Source organism: Amycolatopsis sp. QT-25 (assembly GCF_029369745.1).
Classification (GTDB): domain Bacteria; phylum Actinomycetota; class Actinomycetes; order Mycobacteriales; family Pseudonocardiaceae; genus Amycolatopsis.
Genome location: NZ_CP120210.1, coordinates 6,420,404 through 6,437,248, shown reverse-complemented (window position 1 = coordinate 6,437,248; position 16,845 = coordinate 6,420,404). Strand labels below are relative to the sequence as shown.

General features: G+C 67.5%; 18 protein-coding genes. 16 read left to right on the top strand and 2 right to left on the bottom strand.

Annotation, left to right across the window (positions count from 1 at the left end; all coding sequences use genetic code 11):
- From P3102_RS30015 to P3102_RS29955, 13 genes are all read left to right on the top strand, one after another.
- A complete protein-coding gene (locus P3102_RS30015; protein WP_276363694.1) occupies positions 1-1,152 on the top strand; it encodes an MraY family glycosyltransferase in 1,152 nt (383 codons plus the stop codon).
- A gap of 56 nt (positions 1,153-1,208) precedes the next feature.
- Positions 1,209-1,664 carry a hypothetical protein gene (locus P3102_RS30010; protein ID WP_276363692.1) on the top strand — a complete coding sequence of 152 codons (456 nt, stop codon included), beginning with the start codon at positions 1,209-1,211 and terminating at the stop codon, positions 1,662-1,664.
- A 378-nt stretch (positions 1,665-2,042) separates the two neighbouring features.
- Positions 2,043-2,840: a F0F1 ATP synthase subunit A gene (gene atpB / locus P3102_RS30005; RefSeq protein WP_276363691.1), complete on the top strand. Its 798-nt coding sequence runs from the start codon at positions 2,043-2,045 to the stop codon at positions 2,838-2,840.
- Between the two features lie 60 nt (positions 2,841-2,900).
- The gene (locus P3102_RS30000) at positions 2,901-3,158 is read left to right on the top strand and encodes an ATP F0F1 synthase subunit C (RefSeq protein ID WP_276363689.1); all 258 of its coding nucleotides are present in this window, start codon (positions 2,901-2,903) and stop codon (positions 3,156-3,158) included.
- Positions 3,159-3,192: 34 nt separating this feature from the next.
- Positions 3,193-3,759, top strand: a complete 567-nt coding sequence (locus P3102_RS29995; protein WP_276363688.1) for a F0F1 ATP synthase subunit B — start codon at positions 3,193-3,195, stop codon at positions 3,757-3,759.
- Between the two features lie 6 nt (positions 3,760-3,765).
- Positions 3,766-4,587 (top strand): F0F1 ATP synthase subunit delta, encoded by an 822-nt coding sequence (locus tag P3102_RS29990; RefSeq protein ID WP_276363686.1) that lies wholly within the window; start codon positions 3,766-3,768, stop codon positions 4,585-4,587.
- A gap of 110 nt (positions 4,588-4,697) precedes the next feature.
- Entirely contained in the window at positions 4,698-6,335 is a 1,638-nt protein-coding gene (atpA, locus tag P3102_RS29985) for a F0F1 ATP synthase subunit alpha (protein ID WP_276363685.1), read from the top strand.
- 11 nt (positions 6,336-6,346) lie between these two features.
- Positions 6,347-7,285 carry a F0F1 ATP synthase subunit gamma gene (locus tag P3102_RS29980; RefSeq protein WP_276363683.1) on the top strand — a complete coding sequence of 313 codons (939 nt, stop codon included), beginning with the start codon at positions 6,347-6,349 and terminating at the stop codon, positions 7,283-7,285.
- The gene (gene atpD, locus P3102_RS29975) at positions 7,285-8,709 is read left to right on the top strand and encodes a F0F1 ATP synthase subunit beta (protein ID WP_276363681.1); all 1,425 of its coding nucleotides are present in this window, start codon (positions 7,285-7,287) and stop codon (positions 8,707-8,709) included. The genes P3102_RS29980 and atpD overlap by 1 nt, the downstream gene beginning before the upstream one ends.
- A 114-nt stretch (positions 8,710-8,823) precedes the next feature.
- Positions 8,824-9,189: a F0F1 ATP synthase subunit epsilon gene (locus P3102_RS29970; RefSeq protein ID WP_125785130.1), complete on the top strand. Its 366-nt coding sequence runs from the start codon at positions 8,824-8,826 to the stop codon at positions 9,187-9,189.
- Between the two features lie 25 nt (positions 9,190-9,214).
- The gene (locus P3102_RS29965) at positions 9,215-9,649 is read left to right on the top strand and encodes a DUF2550 domain-containing protein (RefSeq protein WP_276363679.1); all 435 of its coding nucleotides are present in this window, start codon (positions 9,215-9,217) and stop codon (positions 9,647-9,649) included.
- A 104-nt stretch (positions 9,650-9,753) separates the two neighbouring features.
- Entirely contained in the window at positions 9,754-10,989 is a 1,236-nt protein-coding gene (aroA, locus tag P3102_RS29960; RefSeq protein ID WP_276363677.1) for a 3-phosphoshikimate 1-carboxyvinyltransferase, read from the top strand.
- 88 nt (positions 10,990-11,077) lie between these two features.
- A complete protein-coding gene (locus P3102_RS29955) occupies positions 11,078-11,230 on the top strand; it encodes a hypothetical protein (RefSeq protein WP_276363676.1) in 153 nt (50 codons plus the stop codon).
- Between the two features lie 81 nt (positions 11,231-11,311).
- Here the strand turns inward: P3102_RS29955 and P3102_RS29950 are convergent, their stop codons facing one another.
- Positions 11,312-11,884, bottom strand: coding sequence for a cob(I)yrinic acid a,c-diamide adenosyltransferase (locus tag P3102_RS29950; RefSeq protein ID WP_276363674.1), 573 nt, complete (start codon positions 11,882-11,884; stop codon positions 11,312-11,314).
- A 61-nt stretch (positions 11,885-11,945) separates the two neighbouring features.
- Between P3102_RS29950 and murA the strand changes: the two genes are divergently transcribed.
- Positions 11,946-13,220, top strand: a complete 1,275-nt coding sequence (gene murA, locus P3102_RS29945) for a UDP-N-acetylglucosamine 1-carboxyvinyltransferase (protein WP_276363673.1) — start codon at positions 11,946-11,948, stop codon at positions 13,218-13,220.
- 88 nt (positions 13,221-13,308) lie between these two features.
- On the opposite strand, the gene P3102_RS29940 is transcribed toward murA, so the two are convergent.
- A complete protein-coding gene (locus P3102_RS29940) occupies positions 13,309-13,938 on the bottom strand; it encodes a LysE family transporter (protein ID WP_276363671.1) in 630 nt (209 codons plus the stop codon).
- A gap of 252 nt (positions 13,939-14,190) precedes the next feature.
- Here P3102_RS29940 and P3102_RS29935 point away from each other — a divergent pair, with 252 nt between their 5' ends.
- Together P3102_RS29935 and P3102_RS29930 are read left to right on the top strand one after the other, a co-directional pair.
- Positions 14,191-14,631 carry a hypothetical protein gene (locus tag P3102_RS29935; protein ID WP_276363670.1) on the top strand — a complete coding sequence of 147 codons (441 nt, stop codon included), beginning with the start codon at positions 14,191-14,193 and terminating at the stop codon, positions 14,629-14,631.
- Between the two features lie 160 nt (positions 14,632-14,791).
- Entirely contained in the window at positions 14,792-16,825 is a 2,034-nt protein-coding gene (locus tag P3102_RS29930) for a protein meaA (protein ID WP_276363668.1), read from the top strand.
- Positions 16,826-16,845: the final 20 nt, after the last annotated feature.

The following is a 16,845-nucleotide window of genomic DNA, read 5'->3' as shown; positions in this document are numbered from 1 at the left end:
ATGCCTCCTGCGCAAGGCCTCCCGATCCGGGAGTACATCCTCGTCGCCCTCACCGCGGCGGCCGTGACCTTCCTGCTCACCGGCGTCGTGCGCCGGGTCGCGATCCGGATCGGCGCGATCGCCAACCCGCGGGCCCGCGACGTCCACGTCACCCCGATCCCGCGGATGGGCGGCATCGGCATATTCCTCGGGGTCGCCGCCGCGATGGGGCTCGCGCACCAGTTGCCCGCGCTGAGCCGAGGCTTCGACTTCTCCTTCGACTCGCTGGGTGTCCTGCTCGCCGCCGGGGTGATCTCCCTGATCGGCGCGCTCGACGACCGGTTCGAACTGGACGCTTGGACGAAACTGGCGGGTCAGGTCATGTGCGCGGGGATCCTGGTGATCTTCGGGGTGCAGTGGGTGTCGTTCTGGGTGCCGTGGGGCGGTGGTGGCGAGTCCTTCGGCCAGGTGCTGGTGCTGGACAAGAACCAGGGTGCGCTGCTGACCGTCGTGCTGGTGGTCGTCATGGTCAACGCGATGAACTTCGTCGACGGCCTCGACGGGCTCGCCGGCGGTCTCGGCTTCATCGCCGCCGCGGCGACGTGCTCCTTCTCCCTCGGCCTGCTCGATTCCTCGGGCGGGGACGTCGGCGCGTACCCGCCCGCCCTCATCGCCGCCACGCTCGCCGGGGCCTGTCTGGGCTTCCTGCCGTACAACTTCCAGCCCGCGAAGATCTTCATGGGCGACTCGGGTTCGATGATGATCGGTCTCATGCTGGCGGGCGCGACGACGTCGGCGTCGGGTCGCGTGCCGTATCCGCAGTTCAGCGGTAAGGACGCGCTCGCGCTGCTCTCGCCGCTCGTCGTGGTCGCCGCGGTCCTTTTCGTACCGTTGCTGGACCTGATCATGGCGGTCATCCGTCGCACCCGTCGCGGCGAGAGCCCGTTCGCCGCGGACAAGATGCACCTGCACCATCGCCTGCTGGAGATCGGCCATTCCCAGCGTCGCGCGGTACTGCTCATCTATTTGTGGGCCGGTCTGCTCGCGTTCGGCGCGGTCTCGGTGACGTTGTTCGACGATGTCGCGGTCTTCTGGATCGTCGGCTTCGGGTTCCTGCTGGCGACCCTGGTGTCGGTCGTCCCGCGGCTGCGATCGCGGAACCGGACCGCCTGAACGCCCGCATCCGCCCGGGCCTACACTGGCGGGCTGAGACGACCAGGGAGCTTTCTGTGAGCGAGACCGAGAAGACCGTCGAGGCGGAGGAGAACCCCCACGCCAAGGTGGTTCTGCAGGCGGCCAACGCGATGACGAAGGCTTCCCTGAAGCTGGTTCCGCCCGCGGTGCTGATCTGCATCGTCGTGTTCACCATCCTCAACGGACAGCCGGGACTGCTCGGTTCGGTCATCGGTGGCGTGCTCGCCCTCGTGTCCGCGCTCGCGACGCTGGGCCTCATGCGCTTCAGCGCGGGCATGGACCCGATGTTCGTGATGGTGATCGCCCTCGGTGGTTACGTGCTCAAGGTCGTCGTCCTGTTCGCGGCGCTGAGCCTGCTTCGCGGGGTCACCGCGATCCACCCGATGGCCCTCGGTGTCACCATGATCGTGGCCATCCTCGTGGCCGCCGCCGTCGAGTTCGCGGCGTTCCGCAAGACCAAGATCCCGACGATCATCCCCGCCTCCCGCTGATCCCGGGACCGAGGTCCTGACCTGGTGCGGGACCTAGGTCCTCGGCCGATCGGGGGCAATGTAGTACGCCTGTACGGCGCGGGTGAACCTGCTGATATGGTCCGCGTATGGGCGGCGGCCTCGGCTGCCGGCTCCCGATGACGAACCCCGAACAGCAGTGTGGCGACGGCGTTGATTCGTCCCTCTTACCCGCTGGCAGGCGTTTGTCTCCCGGGAGCACTGCATCGAGAATCCTCGTGCGCGGAACGTGAAACCGTGTTCAGCACATCGTGGGGTGGCCGCCTCCGACGGCCCGATACGTGTCGGGTACGTTAAGTCCAGATCGTGACGATTCCCCCGGCGGAGTGAACGCCGGCCGGGAGAACCGGAAGGAGCCCAGTGGGCGCGCTGGTACTAGCCGAGGGTGCGGAGTTCACGCCGCCTGGCGTCAAAGACTTCAACCTACCGCCGTTGTTCGGCTCCGGCTATTGGTTGAGCTTCACCAAGCCGATGTTGCTGGTGGTCATCTCCCTGATCATCCTCGTCACCTACTTCATGGTGTCGTCGCGCAGGCTGAAGGTCGTCCCGGGTAAGGGACAGTTCATCGCCGAGTCGATTTACAACTTCGGCCGCAACAACATCGCGCGGGAACAGATCGGCTCTGCCGACTTCAAGCCGTTCATTCCGCTGATCCTGGGTCTGTTCAGCTTCGTGCTGGTGAACAACATCTTCGGGATCATCCCGTTCTTCCAGTTCCCGACGATGGCGCGAATCGGCTTCCCGGTCGCTCTCGCGTTCCTTGTCGTTTACCCGGTGTACCACTACGTCGGGTTCAAACGCCACGGCTTCAAGGGTTACCTGAAGAAGGAACTGGCGCCGGCGGGCATTCCCGGATTCGTTCTGCCGCTGTACTCCACCATCGAGTTCGCGCAGAAGTTCTTCATCGCACCGGCCACGCTGGCCATCCGGGTCTTCGCCGCGATGTTCGCCGGTCACCTCATCATCATGGTCTTCACGCTCGGCGGGAGCTTCCTGCTGACCGACGGTGAAGGCATCGTCAAGGCCGCGTCGCCGGTGGCGTTCCTGTTCGCCATCGCGATGACGTTCCTGGAGGCATTCATCCAGGTCCTGCAGGCATACATTTTCGCACTGCTGTCCGCAGGCTACATCGGCGCCGCGCTGGCGTCGGAGCACTGAGAAACACCAAAGCCCCCGATCCGCGTGAGTCGCGCGGACCGAGTTTGAAGGGAAACGCACGTGAGCAACATCGTTCTTGCGCAGGCTGCCGAGGCCGCTGTCAACATCAACCCGGGTCTCGCCGCCATCGGTTACGGCCTCGGCGCGATCGGCCCCGGCATCGGTGTGGGTCTGATCTTCGCCGCGGTCATCAACGGCACCGCCCGTCAGCCGGAGGCGCAGGGCAAGCTGCAGAGCATCGCCTTCTCGACCTTCGTGCTGACCGAGGTGCTGGCGCTGATCGGTATCGTTATCTACTTCCTCGCCTCCGTCGGCTGAGTTTTCCCAACTCAACTCGCTTTAAGGAGACGTTGTGCTGAAGACCGAATTGGTGTTGGCCGCCGAAGAGGTGCCCAACCCGATCGTGCCGCACATTCCCGAGCTCATCCTCGGATTCGTCGCCTTCCTTCTGCTGCTGTTCGTTCTGAAGAAGTACGTCGTCCCGCGATTCGAGACGGCCTACGAAGAGCGGACCAAGCTGATCGAGGGTGGCATCGAGCGAGCCGAGAAGGCGCAGGCCGAAGCCGAAGAAAACCTTGCGCAGTACAAGGCGCAGCTGGCGGAAGCCCGTTCCGAGGCCGCGAAGATCCGCGACGACGCCCGGCTCGAAGCCGAGCAGATCAAGGCGGAGCTTCGCACCGAGGCGGAGGCCGAGTCCCAGCGCATCGTCGCCCAGGGGCAGGCCCAGCTGCAGGCCCAGAAGGCGCAGATCATCGCCGAGCTGCGCGCCGAACTCGGCCGTAACTCCGTCGAGCTGGCCAGCCGCATCGTCGGCGAGTCGCTCGCGGACGACGCGCGCCGCCACGGCACCGTGGACCGGTTCCTGGCCGAATTGGAGACCGCCGGTACCAACGGTGCCGGTCTCGGAGCGGGAAAGTAGACCAGAATGACGCTGCATGCTGCGAGCCGTGAAGCGCTCGACCTCGCCGAGAATCGTCTCGGCGAGGTGTTGGCCGCCGCGGGTACCGACCCGGCGACGGTCGGCGACGAGCTGCTTTCGGTCGTCGCCCTGCTGGACCGGGAGATCGGCCTGCGCCGGGCCGTCGCCGACGGTTCGGCCACGCCCGAAGCCCGGATCGGCCTCGCTCGCGGGATTCTCGCGGGCAAGGTGTCCGAGCCGGCCCTGCAGGTGCTCGACTCCGTGGCGGGCAGCCGCTGGTCGAGCCCGCGCGAACTGACCGACGGGCTCGAGGCCCTCGGCCGCTCGGCGCTGCTCACCAGTGCGGAGAAGTCCGGGAACATCGACGCTGTCGAAGACCAGCTGTTCCGGGTCACTCGTATCGTTGCGGGTGCACCGGAGCTCGAACAGGCCCTGTCCGACCTGACCGCTCCCCCCGAGGCGAAGCGGACCCTCGTCCGCACCCTGTTCGCCGACAAGGTGGACGTGGTCACCAAGACCCTCGTCGAGCAGGTCGTCCTGCGCGCCAAGGGCCGTGGAGTCGGCAACGCCCTCGAGCGGCTGGTCCAGCTGGCCGCGGAACGCCGTCAGCGCTCGGTCGCCCAGGTGACCAGCGCGAGCGCGCTGTCCGACGAGCAGCAGGCTCGGCTGAGCGAGAAGCTCAACGCCCTGTACGGGCGGCAGCTCGCGCTGCACGTCGAGGTCGACCCGTCACTGGGCGGCGGACTCGTCGTCCGCGTCGGCGACGAGGTCATCGACGGCAGCACCGCGGGCAGGCTGGACGCGCTACGGCGGCGACTCGCCGGTTAGCCGCGGGCCGGGGGTGGGCCCCGCAGGGGGCGGGGGAAATCCAGTCTGGCCGGCTGACCCACAACAACGACTTTGCACACTGGCACGAACGAAGCGAGAGCGGGATTGAAATGGCGGAGCTGACGATCTCCTCGGATGAGATCCGTAGCGCGATCGAGAACTACGTCTCGAGTTACGCCCCGGACGTGAGCCGGGAAGAAGTTGGCGTCGTCATCGACGCCGGTGACGGCATCGCCCACGTCGAGGGCCTTCCCTCGGCGATGGCCAACGAACTGCTCGAGTTCCCCGGCGGAGTCCTCGGGGTGGCGCTGAACCTGGACGCGCGCTCCATCGGTGCCGCGATCCTCGGTGACTTCGAGACCGTCGTCGAAGGTCAGGAAGTCAAGCGGACCGGGCAGGTCCTTTCGGTTCCGGTCGGCGAGGGCTACCTCGGCCGCGTCGTGAACCCGCTGGGCGCCCCGATCGACGGCCTCGGCGAGATCGAGACCACCGGCCGCCGCCCGCTGGAGGTCAAGGCCGCTTCGGTGGTCGAGCGCCAGCCGGTGTCGGAGCCGCTGCAGACCGGTATCACCGCGATCGACGCGATGACCCCGATCGGCCGTGGCCAGCGTCAGCTGATCATCGGTGACCGCAAGACCGGTAAGACGGCCGTCGCGGTGGACACGATCATCAACCAGAAGGCCAACTGGGACTCCGGCGACCCGTCGAAGCAGGTTCGCTGCATCTACGTCGCGGTCGGCCAGAAGGGCTCCACGATCGCCGCGGTCAAGAAGTCCCTCGAGGACGCCGGCGCGATGGAGTACACCACCATCGTCGCGGCCCCCGCGTCGGACTCCGCCGGCTTCAAGTGGATCGCGCCGTACACCGGCTCGGCCATCGGCCAGCACTGGATGTACGAGGGCAAGCACGTCCTCATCGTGTTCGACGACCTGACCAAGCAGGCCGACGCGTACCGCGCGATCTCGCTGCTGCTGCGCCGCCCGCCGGGCCGTGAAGCCTTCCCCGGCGACGTCTTCTACTTGCACTCCCGTCTCCTCGAGCGTTGCGCGAAGCTCTCGGACGAGCTGGGCGCGGGTTCGCTGACCGGTCTCCCGATCATCGAGACCAAGGCGAACGACGTGTCGGCCTACATCCCGACCAACGTCATCTCGATCACCGACGGTCAGTGCTTCTTCCAGTCGGACCTGTTCAACGCCGGTCAGCGCCCGGCCATCGACGTGGGTATCTCGGTTTCCCGCGTGGGTGGTGCCGCGCAGGTCAAGGCGATGAAGTCGGTTTCGGGTTCGCTCCGTATCGACCTGTCGCAGTACCGCGAGCTGGAGGCCTTCGCGGCCTTCGCCTCGGACCTCGACGACGCGTCGAAGGCGCAGCTCGAGCGTGGTGCCCGCCTGTACGAGGTGCTCAAGCAGCCGCAGTACTCCCCGATCCCGGTCGAGGAGCAGGTCGTCACGGTGTACCTCGGTACCAACGGGCACTTCGACTCGGTTCCGACCGAGGACGTGCGCCGCTTCAGCCAAGAGTTCATCGACTCCGCCCGTCGTAAGCACGGCGAGCTCCTCAAGGACATCCGCGAGTCGGGCAAGTTCTCCGACGAGACCGCTTCCGGGCTGGTCGACGCGGTGAACGAGTTCAAGAGGGAGTTCACCACCGCCGAGGGCAAGAGCCTCCTCGAGGTCTCCGACGCGATGGACGCCGAGAAGGTCGGGCAGGAGACCGTCAAGGTCAACAAGCCCGCACCGAAGAAGTGAGCTGATAGCTCATGGCCGCACAACTCCGAGAACTCCGGTCGCGTATCAAGGCGACCAAGTCCATCGGCAAGATCACCAAGGCGATGGAGCTCATCGCCACCGCGCGCATCACCAAGGCGCGGGCGAAGGTCGCGGCGTCCCGGCCCTACTCGGACGAGATCACGAACGTGCTCTCGGCCCTGGCCGGCGCCTCGGCCAACCTCGACCATCCGCTGCTGGTCGAGCGCCCCGACCCGAAGCGGGCGGCGGTCCTCGTGATCACCAGCGACAAGGGCCAGTGCGGTGGATACAACTCCAACGTGCTGAAGGCGACCGAGGAGCTCCTCACGCTGCTGCGTGAACAGGGCAAGGAGCCGGTGCTGTACGTGACCGGCAACAAGGGCCTGAGCTACTACCGGTTCCGCGGCCGCGAGGTGACCGAAGGCTGGACGGGTTTCTCCGACCAGCCCGGTTACACCAACGCCGTCGAAGCCGGTGAGCTCATCGTCGAGTCGTTCCTGAACGGCGCCGACGACGAGGCGGGCAACGCCGACGGCATCCTGGGTGTCGACGAGATCCACGTCGTCTACACCGAGTTCGTCTCGATGCTCACCCAGCGTCCGACCGCCAAGCGCGTCGCGCCGCTCGAGGTCGAGTACACCGAGGGCGAAGAAGAGAAGCCGGAAAGCCTGCTCCCGAGCTACGAGTTCGAGCCCAGTGCCGAGAAGCTGCTCTCCGCGTTGCTGCCGAAGTACATCAACACGCGGATCTTCGCGGCGATGCTCGAGTCGGCCGCGTCCGAACTCGCCGCCCGCCGCACCGCGATGAAGGCGGCGTCGGACAACGCGAACGAACTGGTGAACACGTTGACGCGGGAGGCGAACCAGGCCCGCCAGGCGCAGATCACCCAGGAGATCTCCGAAATCGTCGGTGGGGCGAACGCTCTCACCGCAGCAGGAAGTGATGACTGATGACCAGTACTGAAGCCCGTGCCAAGGGGCGCATCGTCTCGGTGACCGGCCCGGTCGTCGACGTCGAATTCCCGCGCGGTTCCGTCCCCGACCAGTTCAACGCGCTCAAGGTCGAAATCGAGTTCGAGCAGCTCCGCAAGACGGTGACGCTCGAGGTCGCCAGCCACCTCGGTGACAACCTCGTCCGCACCATCTCGCTCCAGCCGCAGGACGGCCTCGTCCGTGGCGCCGAGGTCACCAACACCGGTGGCCCCATCACCGTGCCGGTGGGCGACAAGGTCAAGGGCCACGTCTACAACGCGCTCGGCGAGTGCCTCGACGAGCCCGGCTACGGCGACGACCTCGAGCGCTGGGGCATCCACCGCAACCCGCCGTCCTTCGACCAGCTCGAGGGCAAGACGGAGATGCTGGAGACCGGCCTCAAGGTCGTCGACCTGCTGACCCCGTACGTGCAGGGTGGCAAGATCGGCCTGTTCGGCGGTGCCGGCGTCGGCAAGACGGTGCTCATCAAGGAGATGATCACCCGTGTCGCCCGGAACTTCGGTGGTACCTCGGTGTTCGCCGGGGTCGGCGAGCGCACCCGTGAGGGCAACGACCTCTTCCTGGAGATGTCCGAGGACGGCGTCATCAACGACACCGCCCTCGTCTTCGGTCAGATGGACGAGCCGCCGGGCACCCGGATGCGGGTCGCGCTGTCCGCGCTGACCATGGCGGAGTACTTCCGCGATGTGCAGAACCAGGACGTGCTGCTCTTCATCGACAACATCTTCCGGTTCACCCAGGCCGGTTCCGAGGTGTCGACCCTGCTGGGCCGCATGCCTTCGGCCGTGGGTTACCAGCCGACGCTGGCCGACGAGATGGGTCAGCTCCAGGAGCGGATCACCTCGACCCGTGGCCGGTCGATCACCTCGATGCAGGCGATCTACGTCCCCGCGGACGACTACACCGACCCGGCCCCGGCCACGACGTTCGCCCACCTGGACGCCACCACCGAGCTTTCGCGTGGTGTCTTCCAGAAGGGCATCTTCCCGGCGGTGGACCCGCTGGCGTCGACGTCGACCATTCTCGACCCGGCCATCGTCGGCGAGGAGCACTACCGCGTGGCCTCCGAGGTCATCCGGATCCTGCAGAAGTACAAGGAGCTGCAGGACATCATCGCGATCCTCGGGATGGACGAGCTCTCGGAAGAGGACAAGCTCACCGTGCAGCGCGCGCGCCGCATCGAGCGGTTCCTGTCGCAGAACATGCTGGTCGCCGAGGCGTTCACGAACATCCCGGGCTCGACCGTGCCGCTGTCGGAGACCATCGAGTCCTTCGACCGCATCAGCAAGGGCGACTTCGACCACTACCCGGAGCAGGCGTTCCTGGGTATCGGTGGCCTCGAAGACCTCGAGAAGAAGTACAAGGAAATCACCAAGAAGTGATGTTCCGGCGAGCGGCGGGATCGGTGTCTGTTGTGGACACTGGTCCCGTCGTTCGCATACCGGGATCGTCGACTATTACACTCGGTGCCAGCACCTGAAGTGAAGGGAAGCTACGTGGCTGAGATTTCTGTCGAGCTGGTAGCCGTCGAGCGCCGTCTCTGGTCCGGTACCGCCACGTTCGTGGTGGCGCAGACCACCGAGGGCGAGATCGGCATCATGGCCGGTCACGAGCCTGTCCTCGGTCAGCTCGTCGAGGGTGGCGTCGTCAAGGTGACGACCACCGACGGCGAGACCGTGACCGCCGCGGTGCACGGCGGATTCCTGTCGGTCACCGCGACCGGCGTGAGCGTCCTCGCCGAAAGCGCGGAGCTTTCGCACGAGATCGACGTCGATGCGGCCAAGAAGGCGCTGAGCGGCGACGACGAGCAAGAGCGGGCCAGGGCGACCGCCCAGCTCCGCGCGGCCGGTCAGTCAGTCTGACCGGGCGAAGGACAGGGGCCGGGCCGTGGAAATCGCCGTGGGTGTTCTCGGGGCCCTGACCGTCCTGGCCGTCGTCGCGGCCTGGTATTCGTTGCGGTGGGTCCGGATGCGCCGCGGTGGCGGCGTGAGCGTCGCGCTGCGGTGGCGTCCGGACGAGGCGCGGTCCAGCTGGCATCTGGGGCTGGGCCGCTACGAGGGCGACGAGTTCGTCTGGTTCCGGGTGTGGAGCCTGCGGACCGGCCCGGACCGTGTCTTCCAGCGGGAGAGCATGGAGATCGCGGACCGGCGCGACCCCTCCGGCACGGAGGCGTACGCCGTCCCCGAAGGCTCGATCGTCCTGCGGTGTGAATCCGCCACGCAGGAGGCGATCGAGATGGCGATGGGCCCCGGCGCCCTCACCGGTTTCCTCTCCTGGCTCGAGTCGGCCCCACCAGGGCGCCGCCTCCCGCGCGCCTCCTGAGCACGCGAGTTACGCCTCTGAGCACGTGAGTTACGCGTCCAATCACGCGTGTCGCGCCTCTGAGCACGTGAGTTCGCCGGTCCGGCACGCCGTATGCTCACGCCGTGACCATCGTCGACATCCCCGGTTCGAAGTCGATCACCGCCCGAGGCCTGTTCCTCGCGGCCGCCGCCCACGGGACGACCGTGCTGGGCAGGCCGCTGCGTTCGGATGACTCCGAGGGCTTCGCCGAAGGTCTCCTCGACCTCGGCTATCAGGTTTCCCGCGCTTCCGGCGAGTGGACGATCGAGGGAAGGCCCGAGGGGCCCGCCGTCGACAGCGCGGACGTCTTCTGCCGCGACGGCGCCACCACCGCGCGTTTCCTGCCCGCACTGGCCGCCGCCGGGCACGGCACCTTCCGGTTCGACGCCTCCGCGCAGATGCGCGCCCGGCCGCTGGGGCCGCTGACCGACGCGTTGCGGGAACTGGGCGTCGACCTGACCTTCGAAGGCTCGCCGGGGCACCATCCACTGGTCGTGCGGGCCGCCGGGATCAAGGGCGGGGAACTGACGCTGGACGCCGGGCTGTCCTCCCAGTTCCTGACCGCGTTGCTGCTCACCGGGCCGCTGACCGCCGAGGGACTGCGGATCACCGTGACCGACCTCGTTTCGGTGCCCTACGTCGAGATCACCATCGCCATGATGCGGCGCTTCGGCGTCGAGGTGGTGCGGAACGGCGACACGTTCGTCGTGCCGCCCACGCCGTACCGGGCTTGCCGCTACGAGATCGAGCCCGACGCCTCGACGTCCAGCTACTTCTTCGCGGCCGCCGCGTTGACCGGCAACTCGGTGACCGTGCCGGGCCTTGGCGAGGGCGCTCTGCAGGGCGACCTGGCCTTCGTCGACGTCCTGCGGCAGATGGGCGCGGAGGTCGAGGTGGGTTCGGACGCCGTGACCGTGACCGGGACCGGCGGGCTGCGCGGCGTCACGGTGAACATGCGCGACATCTCCGACACCGTGCCCACGCTCGCGGCCATCGCGCCCTTCGCGGACGGGCCGGTGCGGATCGAGGACGTCTACAACACGCGGATCAAGGAATGCGACCGGCTGGCGGCGTGCGAGGAGAACCTGCGCGCGATGGGTGTCTCGGTGGAGACCGGGCGGGACTGGATCGAGATCCGGCCTGGTGTGCCGGCGGGGACTCCGGTGAAGTGCCGGCGCGACCACCGGATCGCGATGGCGTTCAGCGTCACGGGGCTGCGGACACCGGGGATCACGCTGGACGACCCGGGGTGCGTGAAGAAGACCTTCCCCGGCTTCCATGACGCCCTCGCCGCGCTTCGGAGTTCCTGGGGCGTTTAGTCGACTGGATGCGCCCTCGAAACATGGGATCATCACGAAGCGGCATTTCTACCGGGTTCCCGACGTGATTCACGTCTATTCTCGGTCTATGACTCAGAGCGAGGACACGAACCGCTGGAGCCACCTTCCCGAGGCCGTGTCCCTGGAGGACACGATCACGATGAAGGCGATCGACCCGGGTAAGGACGGCACGCCCGAAGTCGACCTCGAGCGTTATTGGACTGCGCAGGAACAGGGCTGAACTTCCGACCGGCACGCAATTCGGCACCTGGTTGCGGTACTTGCACGCGCAACGACCGCAACCAGGTGCCGAATTGCGTCGTCAGGAGGCGCCACCGGGCTGCCAGAGGATGTCGCCGTCCGGGTTCGCCAGCCGCGACAGGATGAACAGCAGGTCCGAAAGCCGGTTCAAGTACTTGATCGCGAGCTGATTCGTCGTGGCCTGTTCGGCCTCGGACAGTGCCCAGCCGGAACGCTCCGCCCGTCGTGCGACCGTGCGGGCCTGATGCAGGAACGCCGCGCCCGGGGTGCCACCCGGCAGGATGAACGACGTCAGCTTCGGCACGCGCTCGTTGAACTCGTCGCACCAGCCTTCCAGCCGCTCGATGTACCGCTCGGTGATGCGCAGCGGCTCGTACGGCGGGTTCTCCACGATCGGCGCGCACAGATCCGCGCCGACGTCGAAGAGGTCGTTCTGCACCGTACGCAGCACCTGCGTGATCTCCTCGGAGAGACCGCCCATCGCGAGCGCGAGCCCGATGACGGAGTTGGCTTCGTCGACGTCGGCATACGCGGACAGCCGCGGCGAGGTCTTCGGCACGCGGGAACCGTCGCCGAGGGCCGTGGTGCCGTTGTCGCCGACCTTCGTGTACACGCGGTTGATTCGAACGACCATGAAGCCGACTCTACCGGCCCGGCGTAAGGCAAATCCGGGCGAGAGGGCATGATTGGCGCCCATGAGCGAGCACTTCGACGTGCACGGCGGAGCACGGCTGGTCGGCGAGGTCGACGTGGTCGGGGCCAAGAACAGCGTCCTGAAACTGATGGCCGCGGCCCTGCTGGCCGAGGGTACGACGACCATCACGAACTGCCCCCAGATCCTGGACGTCCCCCTGATGGGCGACGTCCTGCGCAGTGTCGGCTGCGACGTCGTCATCGACGGTGACACCGCCAAGATCACCACTCCGGCGGAGTTGTCGCATCGGGCCGATTCGGCCGCGATGGGCAAGCTGCGCGCGTCGGTGTGCGTCCTGGGTCCCCTCGTCGGACGGCTCAAGCAGGCCGTCGTCGCGCTGCCGGGCGGTGACGCGATCGGTTCCCGTCCGCTGGACATGCACCAGAACGGCCTGCGCAAACTGGGCGCCACCAGCACCATCGAGCACGGCTGCGTCGTGGCGAAGGCCGACGGGCTGCGCGGCGCGCAGATCTGGCTGGACTTCCCGAGCGTCGGCGCCACCGAGAACATCCTGATGGCCGCCGTGCTCGCCGAGGGCACCACGGTCATCGACAACGCCGCACGCGAGCCCGAGATCGTCGACATCTGCACGATGCTGACCGAGATGGGCGCGAAGGTCGAAGGCGCGGGCACCTCGACGCTCACCGTCGAGGGCGTCGAGAAGCTGCATCCCACCGAGCACCGCGTGATCGGTGACCGGATCGTCGGCGCGACCTGGGCGTTCGCCGCCGCGATGACCAGGGGCGACCTGACCGTCCGCGGCGTCAACCCGCACTACCTCGACTTGGTCCTCGACAAGCTCCGCCTGGCGGGCGCCGAGGTCGAGACGTTCGACGGCAAGGGTTTCCGCATCGTCCAGAACGAGCGCCCGAAGGCCGTCGACTGGGTGACGCTGCCGTACCCCGGTTTCGCGACCGACCTGCAGCCGTTCGCGGTGGCGTTGTCGGCGGTCTCCGAAGGCACGTCGATGATCACGGAAAACATCTACGAGGCCCGGTTCCGCTTCATCGAAGAGATGATGCGGCTTTCCGGCGACGCGCGCACCGACGGGCACCACGCCGTCGTCCGGGGCGTGGAGAAGCTTTCGAGCGCTCCGGTGTGGGCGGCGGACATCCGCGCCGGCGCCGGGCTGGTGCTGGCCGGGCTGTGCGCGGACGGTGTCACCGAGGTCTGGGACGTCTTCCACATCGATCGCGGATATCCGCATTTCGTGGAGAACCTGAACCGCCTCGGCGCCCGGATCGAGCGCGTCACGGGGGAACCCGACCGGGCTTGAGCAGACCGTAGGTCACGCGCCGCCGGGTTCCGGCCAAGACCGGGGCACCGCCCGCGGTCGGCGGACCCGGCCCGGCAGCGCGGGTTCGTCACTCGAGCACGAGCGCCGCGCCGAACCCGACCAGCGCCGTCCCGGTGACGCCGTCGAGCGCGCGGCGGACCTCGCGGCGTTCCAGCCAGGCACGCACGCGATGCACGAAGAACAGCAGCGTCATCAGCCAGATCGCGCCCAGCACCGCGACGGTGTAGGCGAGGAGCAGGGCGTGCCACGCCGACGTCGTCACGGGGTCGAGGAACTGCGGCAGCACGGACAGATACAGCACGAGCACCTTGGGGTTGGTGATGTTGGAAAGGAAACCTTCGCGGAAGCGGCGGAATCCGGTCGCTCCCTGCTGCTTCACGGCCGCGACACCGGAATAGTCGCCTCGCCGAGCGCCGCGCAGCGCTTGGAAACCGAGGAAGACGAGATACGCGGCGCCGACCCACTTGAGCGTCACGAACACCGGCTGGGACTGCGCGATGACGACGCCGAGGCCGAGCGCGGCCGCGGTGCCCTGGACGGTGTTGGCCACGAAAATCCCCGCCGTGGCGAGGAAACCGCCGCGGGTGCCACCGGACAGGGAGTTCTTGAGCATGATCATCGTGTCCGGCCCCGGCGCGAGGACGAGCAGGACGACGATGAGCAGGTAGCTGCTGTACGAACTCCAGGTCACGGTCACTCACGCTAGACGCCGCATGCGGGGGAGTCTCCCGGATTTCGGTCACAGTGTCCGGTGCGCTTCCCGGCAAGCCCTGGCCTGCGGGAAGAGGCGGGCTTGTCGTCCGCTCATGTATCGAGGTCCGTTCGGCCTGCCGGCGACCGACGAACGGGCACTCCTCGCCCGCCTCGCGGACGGGTAGGGTGCCGTGGCACGCATGAGGGGCGGATCGACCTCCTTCCAGGCGAACGGGTCAGCTGGGCCGGGCAGCCGGTGCGCAGGCCCCTCTTCGATCCCGGCGACTACTTCAACGTCCCTGTCGGCCTGCTCTGGCTCGGTGGCGTCACGTTGTTCTTTTCGGGCAACCACGACACGGCGGTCCACGTGGCCGCGTGGGCCGTGCTCACCGTCGCGGGTGTGTTCCCTTCCGTCGGCAGGCAGCTGATCCGCTACCTCAGGCTCGCGTCGACCACCTACGCCGTGACGGACGGCCGGGTCATCCAGACCAGCTCGCTGGTTCGCCGCAAGGAAAAGTTCAAGGAGCCGGCGGGGCCGGCCGATCCTGTCGTCACCCCGGGACCCGGCGAGACCGGGACGATCACCTTCGGCAGGCTCGGCGTGCTGGCGTGGGCGTCGGCGAACTTCGGTGCGGGCACCGGAAAGGATCGCGAGGCGCCGGTCATCCTCGTGGGTGTCGGTGAGGTGGCGAAGTGATGTGGCGAAAGTGCGGGAAAAGCTCGCGACAGCGGTGGGCGAGGCACGGCAGCGCCACGATTCGGTCGCCGGAGAATGACCCGACTGTGTCCGATTCAACTGCACGGCCGATGTTACCGGCCGGTACACTCAGGCGGTCGTCCAGTGCCGGAGGTGTACCGTGCCCTATCCCACGGATCGTGAACGGGACCGCCCCTGGGTGATGCGGACCTACGCGGGCCACTCGTCCGCGGCCGCGTCCAACGAGCTGTATCGCCGCAACCTCGCGAAGGGGCAGACCGGTCTCTCGGTCGCCTTCGATCTGCCGACGCAGACCGGCTACGACCCGGACCACCAGCTGTCCAAGGGCGAGGTCGGCAAGGTCGGCGTCCCGGTCTCGCATATCGGCGACATGCGGCGCCTGTTCGACGGCATCCCGCTCGCCGAGGCCAACACGTCGATGACGATCAACGCGCCGGCCATGTGGCTGCTGGCGCTCTACGTCTCCGTGGCGCGCGAGCAGGCCGAAGCCGAGGGCCGTGACGTGGACGAGGTGCTGGCCAAGCTCACCGGCACGACGCAGAACGACATCATCAAGGAATACCTCTCCCGTGGCACCTACATCTTCCCGCCGGGCCCGAGTCTCCGCCTGATCACCGACATGATCGCGTGGACCGTGCACCACGTGCCGAAGTGGAATCCGATCAACATCTGCAGTTATCACCTGCAGGAGGCCGGCGCGACGCCGACGCAAGAGGTCGCGTACGCGTTGTGCACCGCCATCGCCGTCCTCGACGCGGTGCGGGATTCCGGGCAGGTCGAGCAGTCCGACATGGCCAAGGTGGTCGCGCGGATCTCGTTCTTCGTCAACGCCGGTGTGCGGTTCGTCGAAGAGATGTCGAAGATGCGCGCGTTCACCGCGCTGTGGGACGAAATCACCCGTGATCGGTACGGCGTCACGGATTCGAAGGCGCGCCGGTTGCGTTACGGCGTGCAGGTCAACTCGCTGGGACTGACCGAGGCGCAGCCGGAGAACAACGTCCAGCGCATCGTGCTGGAGATGCTCGCGGTCTCGCTTTCCCGCGGTGCGAGGGCCCGCGCGATCCAGTTGCCCGCGTGGAACGAGGCACTCGGCCTGCCCCGGCCGTGGGATCAGCAGTGGGCGCTGCGGATGCAGCAGGTGCTGGCGTTCGAGACCGATCTGCTGGAGTACGAGGACATCTTCGACGGCTCGCACGTCATCCAGGCCAAGGTCGACGAGATCATGGCGGGCGCGCGCGAAGAGATCGCGCGGGTGCAGGATCTCGGCGGTGCGGTCGCCGCTGTCGAAAGCGGTTACATGAAGTCGCAACTCGTCGCCTCGCTCGCGGAATACCGGCGCGGTATGGAGAACGGCGAGCGGATCCTGGTCGGGGTCAACAAGTTCGAGACCACGGAGCCTTCCCCGTTGCAGGCCGAAGGCGCCAAGGCGATCGAAACGATCGACCCGGCCGTCGAGAAACAGGCCGTCACGGCGATCGAGGAATGGCGGGCGCACCGCGACAGCGCGGCCGCCGAGTCGGCGCTGGAGAAGCTGAAGACCGTCGCGAAGACATCGGAAAACCTGTTCGAGGCGACGATCGAGTGCGCCCGCGCCGGTGTCACCACCGGGGAATGGTCGGGGGCGTTGCGCGAAGTGTTCGGTGAATACCGTGCCCCTACCGGGGTTTCCGCCTCGGCGGCCGCGGGTGAGGGCAACGAGGAACTCCGCCGCGTCCGCGACAGGGTCAAGGCGACGAACACCGAACTCGGTGAGCGGCTGCGGATCCTGGTCGGCAAACCCGGCCTGGACGGGCATTCGAACGGCGCCGAACAGGTGGCCGTCCGGGCGCGTGACGTCGGTTTCGAGGTGGTGTACCAGGGCATCCGGCTCACGCCGGAGCAGATCGTCGCGGCCGCCGTCCAGGAGGGCGTGCACGTGGTCGGGCTTTCGGTGCTTTCCGGTTCGCATCTCGAGGTCGTGCCACAGGTCGTGGACGGTTTGCGGGCCGCGGGCGCGGGCGACGTCCCGGTCATCGTCGGCGGCATCATCCCGCCCGACGACGAGAAGCTCCTGCTGGAGCGGGGGATCGCGAAGGTGTTCACGCCGAAGGACTACGAACTCACCGACATCATGGACGGAATTGTCGGATTGGTGCGGGAGCGCCACGGTCTGGGCACTGAACGTCACCGTTGATCTCGGTACCGTAACGGCCC

Excerpts from the sequence above, each read along its gene's own strand:
- P3102_RS30015 (WP_276363694.1), top strand. The coding sequence starts at position 1 with ATGCCTCCTGCGCAAGGCCTCCCGATCCGGGAGTACATCCTCGTCGCC.
- P3102_RS29990 (WP_276363686.1), top strand. The coding sequence starts at position 3,766 with ATGACGCTGCATGCTGCGAGCCGTGAAGCGCTCGACCTCGCCGAGAAT.
- atpA (WP_276363685.1), top strand. The coding sequence starts at position 4,698 with ATGGCGGAGCTGACGATCTCCTCGGATGAGATCCGTAGCGCGATCGAG.
- P3102_RS29980 (WP_276363683.1), top strand. The coding sequence starts at position 6,347 with ATGGCCGCACAACTCCGAGAACTCCGGTCGCGTATCAAGGCGACCAAG.
- atpD (WP_276363681.1), top strand. The coding sequence starts at position 7,285 with ATGACCAGTACTGAAGCCCGTGCCAAGGGGCGCATCGTCTCGGTGACC.
- P3102_RS29955 (WP_276363676.1), top strand. The coding sequence starts at position 11,078 with ATGACTCAGAGCGAGGACACGAACCGCTGGAGCCACCTTCCCGAGGCC.
- P3102_RS29950 (WP_276363674.1), bottom strand. The coding sequence starts at position 11,884 with ATGGTCGTTCGAATCAACCGCGTGTACACGAAGGTCGGCGACAACGGC.
- murA (WP_276363673.1), top strand. The coding sequence starts at position 11,946 with ATGAGCGAGCACTTCGACGTGCACGGCGGAGCACGGCTGGTCGGCGAG.